This is a genomic window from Wolbachia endosymbiont of Oedothorax gibbosus (assembly GCF_936270435.1).
Lineage (GTDB): Bacteria > Pseudomonadota > Alphaproteobacteria > Rickettsiales > Anaplasmataceae > Wolbachia.
On the sequence record NZ_OW370567.1, the window covers coordinates 57,597 to 73,402 of the forward strand.

Annotated in this window: 17 protein-coding genes, 2 other RNA genes and 1 pseudogene; 13 read left to right on the plus strand and 7 right to left on the minus strand. The window is 33.6% G+C overall.

Annotated features, from left to right (window positions below):
* Positions 1 to 3: 3 nt before the first annotated feature.
* Positions 4 to 889: pseudogene (locus NBW39_RS09105) on the minus strand (IS5 family transposase).
* 131 nt (positions 890 to 1,020) lie between these two features.
* Between NBW39_RS09105 and NBW39_RS00285 the strand changes: the two are divergent.
* The 3 genes from NBW39_RS00285 to NBW39_RS00295 all read left to right on the plus strand — a co-directional run bounded on the left by NBW39_RS00285 (position 1,021) and on the right by NBW39_RS00295 (position 3,972).
* Positions 1,021 to 1,176, plus strand: coding sequence for a hypothetical protein (locus tag NBW39_RS00285; RefSeq protein WP_250295254.1), 156 nt, complete (start codon positions 1,021 to 1,023; stop codon positions 1,174 to 1,176).
* 166 nt (positions 1,177 to 1,342) lie between these two features.
* Positions 1,343 to 2,905: a glutamine-hydrolyzing GMP synthase gene (guaA, locus tag NBW39_RS00290; RefSeq protein ID WP_250295255.1), complete on the plus strand. Its 1,563-nt coding sequence runs from the start codon at positions 1,343 to 1,345 to the stop codon at positions 2,903 to 2,905.
* Positions 2,906 to 3,099: 194 nt separating this feature from the next.
* Positions 3,100 to 3,972, plus strand: coding sequence for an ankyrin repeat domain-containing protein (locus tag NBW39_RS00295; protein ID WP_250295256.1), 873 nt, complete (start codon positions 3,100 to 3,102; stop codon positions 3,970 to 3,972).
* Between the two features lie 109 nt (positions 3,973 to 4,081).
* On the opposite strand, the gene NBW39_RS00300 is transcribed toward NBW39_RS00295, so the two are convergent.
* From NBW39_RS00300 to NBW39_RS00310, 4 genes are all read right to left on the minus strand, one after another.
* Positions 4,082 to 4,765: a TerC family protein gene (locus tag NBW39_RS00300; RefSeq protein WP_250295257.1), complete on the minus strand. Its 684-nt coding sequence runs from the start codon at positions 4,763 to 4,765 to the stop codon at positions 4,082 to 4,084.
* A 184-nt stretch (positions 4,766 to 4,949) separates the two neighbouring features.
* The gene (locus NBW39_RS08650; protein WP_256466299.1) at positions 4,950 to 5,084 is read right to left on the minus strand and encodes a hypothetical protein; all 135 of its coding nucleotides are present in this window, start codon (positions 5,082 to 5,084) and stop codon (positions 4,950 to 4,952) included.
* Positions 5,085 to 5,129: 45 nt separating this feature from the next.
* Positions 5,130 to 6,509, minus strand: coding sequence for a bifunctional folylpolyglutamate synthase/dihydrofolate synthase (locus tag NBW39_RS00305; protein ID WP_250295258.1), 1,380 nt, complete (start codon positions 6,507 to 6,509; stop codon positions 5,130 to 5,132).
* Complete coding sequence (locus tag NBW39_RS00310; protein ID WP_250295259.1) at positions 6,484 to 7,089, minus strand: MlaC/ttg2D family ABC transporter substrate-binding protein; 606 nt, start codon at positions 7,087 to 7,089, stop codon at positions 6,484 to 6,486. The genes NBW39_RS00305 and NBW39_RS00310 overlap by 26 nt, the downstream gene beginning before the upstream one ends.
* 118 nt (positions 7,090 to 7,207) lie before the next feature.
* On the opposite strand from NBW39_RS00310, the gene ssrS reads away from it, so the two are divergent.
* The 3 genes from ssrS (at position 7,208) to NBW39_RS00325 (ending at position 8,582) form a co-directional block, all read left to right on the plus strand.
* A non-coding RNA gene (ssrS, locus tag NBW39_RS00315) (6S RNA) lies at positions 7,208 to 7,369 on the plus strand.
* Positions 7,370 to 7,388: 19 nt separating this feature from the next.
* The gene (locus tag NBW39_RS00320; RefSeq protein ID WP_458695381.1) at positions 7,389 to 7,850 is read left to right on the plus strand and encodes a type II toxin-antitoxin system RatA family toxin; all 462 of its coding nucleotides are present in this window, start codon (positions 7,389 to 7,391) and stop codon (positions 7,848 to 7,850) included.
* 51 nt (positions 7,851 to 7,901) lie between these two features.
* Positions 7,902 to 8,582: a thioredoxin domain-containing protein gene (locus NBW39_RS00325; protein WP_250295261.1), complete on the plus strand. Its 681-nt coding sequence runs from the start codon at positions 7,902 to 7,904 to the stop codon at positions 8,580 to 8,582.
* Positions 8,583 to 8,619: 37 nt separating this feature from the next.
* Here NBW39_RS00325 and NBW39_RS00330 read toward each other — a convergent pair whose 3' ends face one another.
* Positions 8,620 to 8,898, minus strand: coding sequence for a DUF2671 domain-containing protein (locus NBW39_RS00330; protein WP_250295262.1), 279 nt, complete (start codon positions 8,896 to 8,898; stop codon positions 8,620 to 8,622).
* Between the two features lie 250 nt (positions 8,899 to 9,148).
* Between NBW39_RS00330 and NBW39_RS00335 the strand changes: the two genes are divergently transcribed.
* Positions 9,149 to 9,796: an O-methyltransferase gene (locus NBW39_RS00335; RefSeq protein WP_250295263.1), complete on the plus strand. Its 648-nt coding sequence runs from the start codon at positions 9,149 to 9,151 to the stop codon at positions 9,794 to 9,796.
* Between the two features lies 1 nt (position 9,797).
* Here NBW39_RS00335 and NBW39_RS00340 read toward each other — a convergent pair whose 3' ends face one another.
* Positions 9,798 to 10,451, minus strand: coding sequence for a glutathione S-transferase family protein (locus NBW39_RS00340; RefSeq protein ID WP_250295265.1), 654 nt, complete (start codon positions 10,449 to 10,451; stop codon positions 9,798 to 9,800).
* A gap of 471 nt (positions 10,452 to 10,922) precedes the next feature.
* On the opposite strand from NBW39_RS00340, the gene ffs reads away from it, so the two are divergent.
* From ffs to NBW39_RS00370, 6 genes are all read left to right on the plus strand, one after another.
* Positions 10,923 to 11,022: signal recognition particle sRNA small type (gene ffs / locus NBW39_RS00345), an RNA gene on the plus strand.
* A 15-nt stretch (positions 11,023 to 11,037) separates the two neighbouring features.
* The gene (gene dnaX, locus NBW39_RS00350) at positions 11,038 to 12,630 is read left to right on the plus strand and encodes a DNA polymerase III subunit gamma/tau (protein ID WP_250295266.1); all 1,593 of its coding nucleotides are present in this window, start codon (positions 11,038 to 11,040) and stop codon (positions 12,628 to 12,630) included.
* A 21-nt stretch (positions 12,631 to 12,651) separates the two neighbouring features.
* Positions 12,652 to 12,966: a YbaB/EbfC family nucleoid-associated protein gene (locus tag NBW39_RS00355; protein WP_064125278.1), complete on the plus strand. Its 315-nt coding sequence runs from the start codon at positions 12,652 to 12,654 to the stop codon at positions 12,964 to 12,966.
* A 348-nt stretch (positions 12,967 to 13,314) separates the two neighbouring features.
* A complete protein-coding gene (locus tag NBW39_RS00360; protein WP_250295267.1) occupies positions 13,315 to 14,016 on the plus strand; it encodes a P44/Msp2 family outer membrane protein in 702 nt (233 codons plus the stop codon).
* Between the two features lie 310 nt (positions 14,017 to 14,326).
* Complete coding sequence (locus NBW39_RS00365) at positions 14,327 to 15,220, plus strand: RNA polymerase factor sigma-32 (RefSeq protein ID WP_250295268.1); 894 nt, start codon at positions 14,327 to 14,329, stop codon at positions 15,218 to 15,220.
* Entirely contained in the window at positions 15,213 to 15,710 is a 498-nt protein-coding gene (locus NBW39_RS00370) for an invasion associated locus B family protein (protein WP_370273662.1), read from the plus strand. The genes NBW39_RS00365 and NBW39_RS00370 overlap by 8 nt, the downstream gene beginning before the upstream one ends.
* Positions 15,711 to 15,806 lie beyond the last annotated feature (96 nt).

A 15,806-nucleotide genomic window follows, 5' to 3' on the forward strand; every position in this document is an offset into this window, starting at 1 on the left:
AATTCATGTAACTATCTCAAATTTAGCCATACCAATATCAGTGAATTTATTGAGCAAATAGCATTTGATTAGCAGTTCTTTTTCTCGATTTATCTCAGATTTATTCCTAAAACTAAATCCGAATATTTGCTTTAATCTTGAGAAAAATCCTTCAATGTGAGCTCTCTTTCCATAATTTACTTTTTCTTTCCACTTTTTTATGCAATCATATGACTTTATTAGTCTAATTGCAGCATTTCTCTCTGCCATGTAGTCCAACTTTGGATGCTCTGCTGCATCGGTTTTTGGAGGAATTTTCGTCTTTATGCCGCATTCATCACACAATTTATAGAGTTTATGTCTGTCATATGCTCTGTCTGCATATAGTGCTTTTATGGCATGAACTTCTTTAAGCAAATCACAGGCTCCATAGTGATCAGACCGTTACTGTATTTTACAGCTATGGCTGTTCATATTCAACATTACATGCAATTTTCTATAGCTGCGATATTTTCTGTCAGCGCTATTTTCTTTCAGGAGTGTTGTTGTAAATCTGTACTATCTATAGCAATTTCAATATCTTCCATATTATTTTCTGCAATCATTTATCTTAATATCAAGTTTCTTTTGATGCTTGTGAATAGCTGATAACTGCCAAATCTCTTCCTATTTGTTGCAAATATCCTTTTATAAACCCTACCGTTTGTCTTAAACCAATTCTAAAAAGATTGACGATTATATGCACCAAAATTACAACTTTATCACTATAAATATAGTTGCCGCCCTGCATTTTTGGACTATTTTCATACCAATTTTCGATAGCTTCATCGATGTAACGAAAAATATTTCCTCTTTCTTGCAAAAATTTGTTATATTCATTTTGGTTACGGACCTTCATTTTGACTGGCATATTTATCCTTAATCAGTTAAATCGTCATTTTATAATGAATTTTGTCAGTAACTGCTAGTTTTTCTGAACGCTATGCAACAAAGCCCGCTGGAATCCAGTTTTTGGCAGTTTCATTGAAAATGTTGTATAGTATGCTTGTTTACAGTCAAAATCCTGGATCCCAGTGTCTGGGCACTGGGATGACAGAAGAAGGAGGCACTGGGATGACAGGAGAAGGAAGCACTGGGATGACAGAAGAAGGAAGCACTGCCGTCTTGCCAGTGTCGGCTACTTGGATGACACCCTGACAACCGTCATCCCGCTACTTGTTAGCGCCGCGGCGGCATGGTGTAGGAAAATTAGCTATATAGCTAACTTGCACCACACGTTAAAGCTTTTAAAGAGGTCTTAGTTTACTTACTCCATTATTTTCTTTATTATCAGATATCATTTTAAATAATATGGAGGAGCAAATTGTCAGCAATTGCCATTATTGATTTTGGTTCACAGTTTACACAGCTTATCGCAAGACAAGTCAGAGAAATGGGCGTTTATTGTGAGATATTTCCAAGCAACATCAGTTTTGAAACAATATCAAAATTCAATGGGTTTATTCTCTCTGGAGGACCACAATCTGTAAATGATAATTGTTCTGAAACAAGTAGAGTAGTACATGAAATTATAAAACTTAATGAGGCAACAAACGTTCCTATACTTGGAATATGCTATGGACAGCAACTCATTTGTCATTATTTTGGAGCAAAAGTAAAAGAGAGTTTCAAACAGGAGTTTGGCAGAACTAAAATCAAGATACTAAAAGAATCCCCCATTATAAAGGATACCTGGGATGTTAATTCTGAAGTGGATGTATTAATGAACCATGCGGACAGTGTTGATACTATACCACAGGGATTTACTGTTATCGCATCAGGTGTGATAAATCAAACAATTGCAATGATTGTTAGCGAACAGCGGAAGATTTACTGTACTCAATTCCATCCTGAAGTGAGGCCCACAACAAATGGCAGTAAATTGCTCTCTAACTTCTTGGATATTGCAAATTGTGAAAGAGACTGGACAATGAAGTCGTTTATTGAAAAGCAGAAGGAAAAAATCAAAAATGTAGTAGGAGAGAAAAAAGTAATTGCTGCAGTAAGTGGTGGGGTTGATTCAAGTGTTGCAGCGGCTCTCACACATAAAGCTATAGGAAAACAATTGAACTGTATTTTTATCGATACTGGGTTGTTACGCAAGAACCAGACTATTGCTATGTTGAAAGAGATTCCGATAAACTACGTTGATAAATCAAATTTATTTTTGAGTAGGTTAAAGGGAATAACTGATCCAGAAGAAAAGCGAAAAATTATCGGTAACGCTTTCATTGAAGTGTTTGAAGAAGAAGCAAAAAAAATAGGTGATGTGGATTTTTTGATGCAAGGTACCATCTACTCTGATGTAGTTGAGTCAGGGCATGCCTCAGATAACACGAGTACAATTAAGTCTCATCATAATGTTGGTGGGTTGCCAGAAAAGATGAACCTGAAGCTAGTGGAGCCTTTACGTTACCTCTTTAAAGATGAGGTAAGGCTACTTGGAAAGGAAATTGGGCTTTCAGATGAGATAATATTTCAACATCCATTTCCAGGACCTGGCCTTGCAGTGAGAATTATAAGTGAAGTCGATAAAGAAAAGGTGCAAATATTGCAAGAAGTAGATGAAATATATATTAATACGATGAAAAATTACGATCTATATGATAAGATATGGCAAGCTTTTGCTGTATTATTACCAATAAAAACTGTAGGCGTCATGGGAGATGGTCGTACATACGGATATGTTTGTGCTTTAAGGGCTGTAACATCATCTGATGGTATGACAGCCGATGCATTTCCATTTGAAGATAAGGATCAGCACTTGCTAGTATTTTGGGATTTTTTACAAAATGTTGGCAGTATAATTGTTAATAACGTTTCCGGGGTAAATAGAGTTGTGTATGATATAACTTCCAAACCACCTGCAACTATTGAGTGGGAGTGATTTATTTGCCTTCGGTAGCATGGTATGAACAAAGAAACACATATCTGGCTATTGATGGCATTGCTTTAAATCTTGCTTTGTTGAGTCTCTTGAAATTCCATTGTCCTAATCGGTTGCTACTTTATGCTAGCATGGTAATTTTATTAGCTTTACTGTGAAAGATATGTTATAATTAATTTTTATTGGAGAGGGTTATGAACGAAGTACAATCAAGATTAAACGGACAGCTTTTTGATGCTTTGAGGGCAGGAAATGCAAATCAAATTGAGGAGCTCATAAGAGGTGGAGCTAATGTTAATGCTTACGGTAGAATGGGTCAAGATACTACTTTGACAGTAGCTATTGAAAGGGGAAATATAGATATAGTAAAGTTTCTGATATCAAAAGGTGCGGATGTTAATATGAAAAATAGGGGTTGGGCTCCTTTACGCAAGGCTATTTCTTATGACGATGCAGAGTTAGTAAGAATTCTCATAGAGGCAGGTGCAGATGTTAATGAAAAAGTTGATAGTAGGCATACTGTTTTAAATTTTGCTATTGGGTATAGTGAAATAACTTCTACTGAGTGTAGCAAAATTCTCACTAAGCACATCATATTACGTGACCCTAAGGTGATAAAACCAGATTATATTAGTAATCATGCTGAGTTATCTGAGTTTTGGGATAATTTTCAAAGTCAAGTGCTAAATGAGATAAAAAAAATGAAGGAAGAAAAAATTGGTAACAGCAATATCTCATTCTATCAATTTTTATTTGAGAACGATATAAACAAATTGGCAGGCTACTTATCTAATAAAGATACTAATTTACAAGAAAAGTTAAAAGAAACTAAAAATATAGAGAAATATAAAACTGACTACCCTCTATATGCTAATATGATAGAAAGTATGATAGCAACTCAATGTCAGAGAGGAATAAAAAAAGCAAATTTATTAGATGCGAGCGACATAGTTATGAAACATTCTAACTTAGAAAAACTACCTAAGGAAATGAGAGACAGAGTAGCTAGCTATCTCACAGATCCAGATCGAAGGGCTCTTATAAAATCACTAAAAATAGGAGGATGATAAAAACTTTTCTTTTGATCGAGCCTCAAGTGCAAAAACACTTGAGGTTTTTACTTTAAGAAAAGATAGCATAAGACTTAAAATTTTATCTAGTGACGCAAGAATTTGATTATGCACTGTGCCTTTTCTTGATGCTACTTATAGATTCCACAAGCAGTGCAAACATAAATGAAGAATACAAATATCCTTTTGGTAATTCTATATGAAATCCATGAAGTATGAGGTACACACCGACAAGTAAAATAAATAAAATGGCGATTATTTTTAACCCTGGGTTAGATTTGATTAACTGGGCGGTATAACTTGATAAAAACAGCATTGCTAGCATGGAAAATGTAAATGCTGTAGCAATTATTACCATGTTATAAGTTAGTGCTATAGCAGTTAATATCGAATCAACCGAAAAAACTAAATCTATTAATATAATTTGTAGCACAACTAAAAAAAATTTTGATTTAACGTTTGCTTTCTTTTTATTTTTCTTACATACAAAGATGTCATCCCGTAACTCCATAGAGCTTTTAACAATAAGGAATAATCCCCCTGCGATCATAAGTAAATCCCTTGCTGATGCAGTGTGAAATATAGTTTTTTGCATTGACAATATAGATGATGTAAAAAATAGTATTACAAAACGCATTAATAGCGCTAATCCAAGGCCCATAAGGCGCACTCTTTCTCTCAGCACATTTGGTACTTTATCTATTGCTAGAGAAATAAAGATTAAATTGTCTACACTAAGTATAGTTTCAAGTAGTGTAAGTGTCAGTAAAGTCCAAGCATCAGCTAGCATTTTCGTCCCAAATTCGGCTCTTCTTACTCTACAATAGATGTGTAAAAATTAAGTGACTTCACTACGAAATTTTATAGCAGCTCTTCAGAAAAACAGGATAACTGAAGCAAACGTAATATAAAGTTCAGCAGCTTCTCCTATTTTCGTTTTTGAGCAAAATCAATAATAAGAGAGTTTCTTATTTTCATACACGCAAATAAGATAAAGCCTTATTTTCTGCTTTTAAACTTTCATTCTCTTTTTCCAATCTTTCTATTTTTGCTTCTAACCTTTCTATTTTTTGCTGTAAATTTTTGCAAAGTTCTAAAAGGTTTACCATATTACCTCACTTTTGCTCTATGATTATCTTTTTAGATCACCTTGTCTACCTTATTCTGCCACTCTGCTGAACGGATACGGGTTGATTATTCTCCATACTCAAATCTCTGGCTAGAAATAACGAGCCACAGATTAGTATGGTTTTGACGTTTTGAATAGAGGCTTTTAATATATGATTTGATATTGCATCGCCAATTGACTCACATTCAACTGCTTTTATTCCTATGTTATTGGCTTTTTCCCTAATCAAATTTGTATTTGTTGCTTGAGGTTCAGACTTAACACAAACCGCACATAGTAGCTTGATATATGGCTTTAAGTGCTCTAAGAACTCTTCTACATTTCTGTTACGAGTAACACCAAAAATTATATAGATACCTTCAGCAAAATTATCTTTTACCCACTGAGATAGCACTCTAGCACCGTCATTATTGTGCGCACCATCTAAAAATAATTTCCAATCTTTCGGTAATAAAGAAATTAAATTACCCTCTTTTATGAGCTCTAGTCGTGCAGGCCAGTAGGTATGCTGTAAACCTGAAGTAATACTCTCTTTTCCAATGTCAAATTCATACTTTCCACTTAAAATACTACATGCTGCAATAGCATTGCCTGCGTTAATCACCTGATGATCACCCTTTAAAGAGGGCAAAGAAAATTCTATTGATTGAATAGCCGATTGAAAAATCATTTGAGCTCCAGCACGTGACCACTCATTTTTTTGTTTCTGGATCCCAGTTTGGATGACAGATAGTTGTTTTTTGCAATTCCATTCAAGACCTCCTCTATATAGAGGAGATTTCTTATTTATTGCATGGAATTCTAGTGTATTCATTATAGATTTTTCTTGTGGTGCTATTACGCAAGGAACATTAGGTTTCATTATTCCAGCTTTTTCACCTGCTATAATTTCCACAGTAGGGCCAAGATATTCTGTATGATCAAGGGCAATGGAAGTGATGATCGTTAAAATCGGATTATCTATAACATTTGTTGCATCAAGCCTTCCACCCATACCCACTTCAACTAAAGTTATATCGGCTTTATGACGAGAAAAAGCCAAAAAAGCTGCGATCGTTGCAGCTTCAAACAGAGTGATAGGCTGTTCTGCAATTACGGCACGGCATTCTTCTAACAAGCTATATAATTCATTATCATCGATATAACTGCCTGCAATAACTATTCTTTCATTAAAATTCACTAAATGTGGGGAGGTGTATGCGTGTACCTTATACCCTGCTGCTTGCATTATATGTCTTATAAATGCTAGTGTTGAACCTTTCCCGTTAGTTCCGGCTATATGAATTATGGGCGGCATTTTTTTCTCAGGATTGCCCAATTTATTTAGAAAGCTTTTTATGCGATCAAGAGAAAAATCATTCGGCCTGCTACCAAGTGGCTTAGGCCAATGAGGCATATAGATCATTATTGCACCTTAATTCATCTATAACGCTCGCTATACCATGCGTATCAATCTTCTCACTAAATTGAGAACGTTGATTAATAGCAATACTTATTCCACTCATTACAACATCACTTATCAAGAAAGAACTGTTATTTTTAGTAACTTTAAAATCAACATTTGTAAATTCTTCATCACCGTAAGAAAATCTTGTACCAATTAAGCAAGTTTCATCGTCAACCGCTTTTGAGCTCATTATGATCATTTCACTATCATGCATGTATTTATATAAAATTTTAACGCACAAACGCGTAAGATACACTTCATACTCTCTTAAAAAATCTTCTTTTTCTTTTTGTTTAACTAAAGCCCAATGTTTTCCTATAACGAATTGCGATATTCCTTTGAGGTTAACATTATTCTGAATGACCTCCCGGAGCTTTTCGTGTACATGCTCTAGGTTTTTTCTATTTTCTTTTGTAGATATACCATTCACTTGTTGCTTCATAGTATGCACAAAAATTTTGTGATCTGTACAATTAGTATAAGCACTTGAAGAAATTACAATAAAAACAATAATGATTAAAACTTTAGTAATATTCATAAGATATATTTATTAACTATGATACTTAGAATGCAAAGTTTAATAAAGATTAAATAATAATCGCTGACTTTTAATATACCTATAGACATGCCTTGTGTAAATCATCTATAATTCAAGTAGGGGTCTGTGCTATGCGTTATGAGTTAAGTTAAATTTCCCGAGCGATAATTTCTAGAGAAGGGAATTGCCTCTGCTGGTTTCGTTGAAACTAATATGCGATGCCCACCTTAACTTCAGGTCTCAGGAATCTACTAAGGCTGACGGTAGATACGGATCCTATTTTGGTTGGTTTAACATTTATGCTTCATCAATACAGAGAACAAGGTACCTTCCTATGTTCGCCTAATGAAGTATTCCAAATTGTAATTGATGTTGAAAGGTATCCTGATTTTGTTCCTTGGTGCAAAGCCGTTTATATAAAAGAAAAAAATGACAATCAAATGATTGTGGATCTCCTTGCAGCTTTTCATGGTATTAAAGGAAGGTACACATCAGAAGTAACCTTTCTTTCTCCAAGTGGAACAAATGAAGGTTGGATAAAAGCTATATCATCAAATGGAATATTTAAACATCTATACAATAAATGGCAATTCATTCCCATAGACGAAAATAAAACTATGGTAAAGTTTTATATAGAGTTTAAGTTTAAGTCCAACTCATTTTCAATTCTATTAAACTCAGTATATAAATATACACAAAGTAAAATAATTGCTGCATTTAAAGATAGGGCTGAAAGCTTTGCTAAACAAAAGTTACCTTGACATTATTTATATAAAATATATTTTTTTAGTAAGTTAAGTATTTATATTGTAATGATTTTTAGACTATTGTTTTTACTAATTCTTATGAGTGTTAATTCTTATGCAGTTGTTAACCAACATATTCAAAAAGAAACTAATGAAATAACATCAAAGGAGTTACTATCACTATTACCTGATGATAAATTATTAGGAGATCCAAAAGCAGCAATTCTAATGATAGAATATGCTTCATTAACTTGCTATCACTGCTCTCTTTTTCATAAGAATGTCTTTCCTAAAATTAAAGAGAAATATATAGACACAGGTAAGATGTTATACATATTTCGTCATTTTCCTTTGGATTACAGAGGGCTAAAGGCTGCAATGCTAAGTCATTGCTACGAAAAACAAGAAGACTACTTTAATTTTAACAAAGCTGTTTTTAACTCAATAGATTCGTGGAATTACTACAATTTAAGTGATTTGACTTTACTACAAAGAATTGCTGCGCTAAGCAACTTAAAGCAAGATGCATTTAACCAATGCATTAATGATAAGAAAATGATGGATAAAATCATAAATGATAAATCACTGGCAATTAATAAACTTGGTATCACAGCCACTCCAATATTTTTCATCAAGCTTAACGATGATGGTAAGTCATATATAGAGCATAATAAAGTTAAACATGAAGGGTATAAAGAGCTGAAATACTTCACTAACGTAATAGATGAATTATATGGTAAGCTATAGTGAAGTAATACCACTGTAGCTTACCATATAAAAGACTCTATGCTGAGTCATTGTTTTTCACTACTGTTTGTTGTTTTTTACGCTCAAACTCTCTTTTTTTACTGTGCCAAGTGTAGTAATACATAGCGATTTTATTCTCTATTAATATTATTGTCCCATCATAAAACTGAACCATATCCATAACTTTTTTCTGAGCTTCATTAAAACGTTCTTTATACTTTTCACGATAAGCTGGATTATGTAGTAACATAACCCCTTCATTCTTGTTAGATTTTTTGTTTAACGTTTCAACTTCACCAGCAATAGTATAAGACATATAACCCCCTCTAATTGATTATAAAAATTACATTTTAAAAAGAGAAATGCGCATAAACAGTCCCTTTAATTCTAGTATAATAATCGACTGTTTATTATACTAGTTAACTATAGTACGATATATAATAATTTTTGTCACTTAAAATTTTATACTATGAAATAATAACTTAAAATAAATGTTTTTATTATTTCAAACTATATTATTATATTTATAAATTGTGTATGAATTAAGTCCTCCTAATTTATAATATATGCGTAATAATTTTAGCATAAAATTGTCATATATAAGAAATCTATTTGCAAAAGAATATAAAAAAATAAAAGAATATTGTATTCTTGAAAAAAAGCAACATATTCAGATTGGCCCTGAAGAAGGAAAGCTATTAAGCTTATTTATAAAAATCCATAAAATTAAAAGTATTGTTGAGATTGGCACGTTATACGGTTATTCGTCGATTTGCATGGCAAAAGCTCTACTGAAAGACGGTCATATATATACAATAGAAAATAATCCTCAACACTCAAGAATAGCAAAAAAAAATTTTAGTACTTTTAATCTAAGTGATAAAATTACTCTAATAGAAGGCGATGCACTGGAAAAAATTAATAAATTATCAGCAAAAGCACCATTTGACATGATATTCATCGATGCTGATAAAAGTAGTTATCCTAAGTATTTAGATTGGGCAGAGTTATACATTAAACGAGATGGGCTAATCGTTGCAGATAATACTTTATTGTTTAACACAGTATTTTTAGAATCGCCTCCAAAAGAAGTATCAGAAAAATCATGGTATGCTATGAGGGAGTTTAATGATAGATTATCAGATGAAAAAAAATATTTCTCTATATTGATTCCAACTGATGAAGGAATGACTGTAGCTTTAAAGCTAACATAAGTTAAAAATCAAGGTCAGCGTAATGTTTAGGAGGGGTTAAACCGGAAACTCTCTCTAATAATATCTCACGAAAACAAGGCTTTGATTTAACAATGGAGTACCACTCTTTTAAAATTTTACTTTTTTCCCATGGAAAACTACTTACATAATCCATTACGGAAATATGCGATGCTAAAGTAATATCAGCCAAAGTGAACTTATCAGTTGCAAGCCAAACGTTTTTGTTAATTAAGTGTTCAACGTATTCTATATGGCAAAGCAGGTTATGCTGAGCTGCATGGAGAAACCTAGAATCAGGGCTGCGGTTAGTAATTACTTTTTCATTCATAATATACTTAGTAACTTCATTGTAAAATTTGTTGTCGAACCAATTGATTAGAGCACGTATTTTAGACTTAATAATAGTGGATGAACTAAGTAATTTGACGTCGCTATTGTAAGTCTCTTCTATATATTCACAAATGGCATTACTATCCGCTATTACAAAGTTATTATCTATTAACACTGGTACTTGCCCAGTTGGATTGATCTCCATGAATGCATTCCGCTTTTCCCACGGATTTTCATACACTAGATCACAGCTTAATTTTTTTTCTTTTAGAAAAGCTCTAACTTTTCGTGAAAATGGACAAAGAGGAAAATGATATAAAATCATAATATTCCTCTTTTGTTATCCCAGTACCTATAGGTTGTTATTCCAGTGTGTGACACTGAAATCCACATCTTTTTTCTCTGGATCCAAGCATAGCTGTACGAACATTCATTTTTGAAGGTAAATTGCACAGCAAATGGTGTCATTCCAGTGCTTGACACTGGAATCCAGAAATTTTGCTTATAACTGAGCTGATGAGCTAAAGGTAGTTGTCTTACGCTAAAACAAACGTTTTTAATTAAGTTGCATAGAAGCTGGGTCCCAGTGTCTGGGCACTGGGATGACACCCCACTGGTGGGAATTGCTTCCAAACTACAACGTTCGTACAGTTGTGGGATCCAAGTTGGAATGACAAGGGAAGAGTATTTTAGGTAACAGTTGTTTACTCCAAAGTAATGTTGCAAAAGGTCTAACATATAAATTATTAAGGTTAATATAGGATATACCTTGCTAAATAAAAAAAAAAGTATAATATTTTATAAGGTATGCAGGCAAAAACTCTGTAATTTGGTCAGATCAGAAATGAAGCAGCCATATCAGAACCTTTTTGGGTTGCATACCTATTTCATTATTTGTTTTATCCGAGGCTATGAATATAGCATTAAAACATCGTCCTAGTAGCTTTAAAGATCTAGTAGGTCAAGATATATTAGTGCGTGTATTAGAAAATGCTTTTACTTTAAACAAAATTCCACAATCTATACTGCTCTCTGGTAGTAGTGGAGTTGGTAAAACTACCACTGCAAGGATAATAGCTTTATGCTTGAATTGTTCCCTGGGGCCAATTTTTGAACCCTGCGGATCATGTGAAAATTGTCTAGCAATAAAAAATTCAAGCCATCCAGATGTAATTGAAATCGATGCAGCAAGTCACACTAGCATCGACGATATTAAAGTAATCCTGGGAGATATTTGTTATTCACCTATAAGCTCTAAATTCAAAGTTTACATTATAGATGAAGTACACATGCTATCTAGCAGTGCATTTAACGCATTACTTAAAACCCTAGAAGAGCCACCATCTAGTGTAAAGTTCATTTTAGCAACTACGGAAATAAAAAAGATACCAATAACTATTATTGCACGTTGTCAAAGATTTGATTTACACAACATTCCTGTAGCTAAAATAGTGGAACGTTTAAATGATGTTGCACAAAAAGAGAGTTACTTCATTGAAAAGGGAGCATTAGAATTAATTGCACGACACTCTGGAAATTCAATGCGTAACGCCTTGTTTTTGATGAATCAAGCAATGCTACATGGCAAAGATGGTGCAATATCCACTAAAAATGTGACAGACATACTTGGCCTAGTGGATAAAGATATTATATTCGATCTATTAGGCGCAATATTAGAAGGTGATTTGCAGAAAGCTCTATCAGTGTTTGACAAGGCGATAAAAACAGCAAACCCACTTAGTATTTTTGAAGGTCTATTGCAAACAATTCAGTTAGTATGCCGTTTTTTGATTACAAAAGAAATTGATAGTGCAGTTACAGAGCATGAAAAAAATAGGATAAAAGATTTAAGTATAAAGAAGTCTTTAATATTTTTTTCGAGATTGTGGAAGGTGTTGCTTAAAGGTATTCAAGATATAAAAACTTCAACATGCAACGATGTTGCTGCTGAAATGATGCTAATTAGTCTTTGCTATCTTTCTGATCTGCCTTCTCCGGAACAAGTGATCAAAAAAATTCTTTCACAGAATGTAGAGCAAGGAAATAGACAGGGCAGACCTGTTGCACCTTCCCCCTCTGTCATCCAAGTAGCTGACTACTTGGATCCAAAAAAATATGTGGAAAAACCCCACTCTGTCATCCGAGTAGCTGACACTGGGATCCATGTGGAAAATAAACAACAAAATTACGATTTTGATAAGATTTTGCAACTATTAAGGCGGAGTAACCAAATTTATCTTTACAAACAACTGTGTAATAATCTACAATTAATAGATTGTAAACCTGGATATTTAAAATTAAAAGCTGTATCTAAGTTGGATAGTAATTTTTGCAATGATTTAAAAAATTACTTAAATCAGGTGACTCAGCAAGAGTGGGTTATTACAGTTGATACGGGTTATATAAACAGGGAAGTGAGTAATTTAAATTATGCACCTGCAGTTAAGGATATCCTTGATACGTTTAAAGGTGCAAAAGTAGTTAATATAGAAAATAAGGAGTAAGTTGTGGATTTTAGTCAAATAATGAAACAAGCGCAAGAGATGCAAAAAAAGCTTGCAGAAGCTCAAGAAAAATATGTTGGGAAAGAGTTTCAAGGTATTTCTGGTGGTGGCAAAGTTTCTGTATTAGTGGAAGTCATAAAAATAGGTAGCTATAAAGCTAAAAAGGTGAACATAGACTTAGAACTTATGAGAAATGAGGAAAAAGATATAGTAGAGGATTTAGTAACAGCAGCGTTTAATGATGCCGTTAAAAAAGCAGAAGAAGATATGGCGAATGCAACTTCTGATCTTGCAGGCATGATGGGTTTACCACCTGGGTTTAAGCTCCCTTTTTAAGTTTACTACTGAAGTTTCTTTTAGTGTAAGTATTTTTTTTCTAATATTTCCAACGCTAGTACTTCTTCATATAGTGCGCCTATAAGCCCTACGTCATACCGCGATTCATTCGCGGTATTCATCCGCTAACAAGTAGCGGGATGACGAGGTCTTTCGATAGTAAATCTTACCTGTGTTAGCTATACCAAAAAATCAAAAGTCGTATTTATTCATTAATAAAATCTTTGTCTTCTCCTAAAAATTAGTTAAAATGTAGAATATTTTGTGTTATTAAGTTAGCACTTGACTTAACTTTAGTTGTTATTTAGACTGCTAGAGTGGAATTTTAATTTTTTTACGAGGACAATTATGCATTATAAAAAGTTTTTTTCAGCAGCCGCTTTAGCAACGTTGCTAAGTTTATCAAACTCTGCTTTTTCAGATCCTGTTGGTCCAATAAGTGATGAAGAAACTAGCTACTACGTTCGTTTGCAATACAACGGTGAAATTTTACCTCTTTTCACAAAAATTGATGGTGTTACAGGTCTTAAAAAGAAAACTGAAGATACAGCCGACACTACTGATTTGTACAACGCTTCTTTTATAGCCGGTGGTGGTGCATTTGGTTACAAAATGGACGATATCAGAGTTGATGTTGAAGGGATTTATTCATGGCTAAATAAAGATACTAAGGTAACTGGAACTCCTGTTCCAGCAGGAGGAGTTGCAAATAACTTAACAGCAATTTCAGGGCTAGTTAATGTTTATTATGATGTAGCAATTGAAGATATGCCCATTACTCCATATATTGGTGTTGGTGTTGGTGCAGCATATATAAACAATCCTTTAGCAACAAAAGTTAGTGGTGATAAAGATTCTGGATTTGGTGTTGCTTATCAAGCAAAAGCTGGTGTTAGCTATGACGTAACTCCAGAAATCAAGCTTTATGCTGGTGCTCGTTATTTCGGCTCTTATGGTGCTAACTTTGGTAAGGAAACTAAAGACGATGCCAAAATCAAAGTCCTTTACAGCACTGTTGGTGCAGAAGCTGGAGTAGCATTTAATTTCTAGTCTATCTCAGTCTTGTTATCCCAGTGGGTTTTTTCTTGTCATTCAAGTAGCATGACACTGGGATCTAGAAAAAGAAATGTGGATTCCAGTGTCAAGGCACTGGAATAACATTATTTATTTAAATTGTAACGTTCATTGTTGTGCTGGTAGAATATCATCTAAAGTTACATAATGTTATCCAATTAGCTAATACTGCGGCCTACTGCCTCTAAGAAATTAGATGGAAAATTTGTACTTTTTTCAAATCAAAGCTTGAATTTTTCCCCGAAAATTAATATATTATATGTATGGATTTTTAATTTAAGTTGTTATGTTGACCTCAATGGCAAACTTATGTGTCGATAGCAGAACCAATCTCATGCAATATATTGCTAGGGTGCGAAAATTTCCCATGCTGTCTCAAGAGGAAGAGGTACGATTAGCAAAAAATTGGAATAACTATAAGGATGTTTCTTCTGCTCACAAATTGATTACTAGCCATTTGAATTTGGTAGTGAAAATTGCAATGAAGTTCAAAAATTATGGGTTATTGCTGATGGACCTGGTTATGGAAGGGAATATGGGTTTAATGCATGCAGTAAAAAAGTTTAATCCTGATTTAGGGTTTCGTTTTTCAACTTATGCAGTGTGGTGGATTGAAGCTTCAATAAAAGACTTTATATTGAAATCTTGGTCATTTGTGAAGATAGGCACAACGCAAGCACAAAGAAGACTATTTTTTAGTTTACGTAAAATAAAAAAAAGAATTTTACAGTATACAAACAGGGAAACCTTAAATAATGAAGAAATAAAAGCAATATCTAATGAGCTTTCTGTATCCGAAGGAGACGTTATACAGATGAATTACCGTTTGGCTTGTAAGGATCAGTCGCTAAATGATTGCATAAAAATAGGTGATGACTCTAAAAGGGAGCTACAAGATATGATCCCATGTAACTTGGTCAGTCAAGAAGTAACCTATCAAAATCATGAAGAAAAAGAATTAAAAGAAACAATTTTAAACAGTGCACTAGCGAGCCTCAACGAAAGGGCAAAAGACATTTTTATTAGTAGATATTTGTCTGAAAACACTCAAACTCTGGATGAACTTAGTAAAAAATATTGTGTTTCAAGAGAAAGAATAAGGCAGTTGGCTGAGCAGGCGATGGCTAAGGTAAAACGATATATACAATCTGAAAGTTTGAAATTTGGTTTGCATGCGTAGTTTTTTTATATTTCTAATATTTTTTTCAATAGGCACTTTTGCATCAGTTAGTGATGTGCAATTGAAGGAAAAATATAAAGATTGGCTCGTGTATACTGCATCAGAAGATGGAGAGAAAGTATGTTATATTGTATCCTATCCTAAAAAAAAAAGCGAACATTATACAACCAACCGCAAGCCGTATGTAATGGTTAGTTATGTTGATAAAAAAGCAGATGAGGTAAGCGTTAACTCTGGGTTTCAGTATGATAAGGAGCCTGTAGCTCTCAATATCGACAAAAAAATTAAATATACACTGCCTATAATACAGGGAAGTTTTGCGTGGGCAGAGCATACAAAAATAGATCAAGATCTCATTCTAAAAATGAAGCAGGGGTTATCAATGGTAGTGAATGGAAAAGCAAAAACAGTGACCATTGATGATACTTATTCCCTACTTGGGTTTCAAAAAGCGCATCAAAAAATGCATGATTTATGCCATACAAAGTAAATTATTGTAACAGAAACAGAATAGGTGATTTTCCAGTTGTAGTATAAAACAGACTGCCCTTTCGATAAATAGCACTTTACTTTATATGGGATGCAG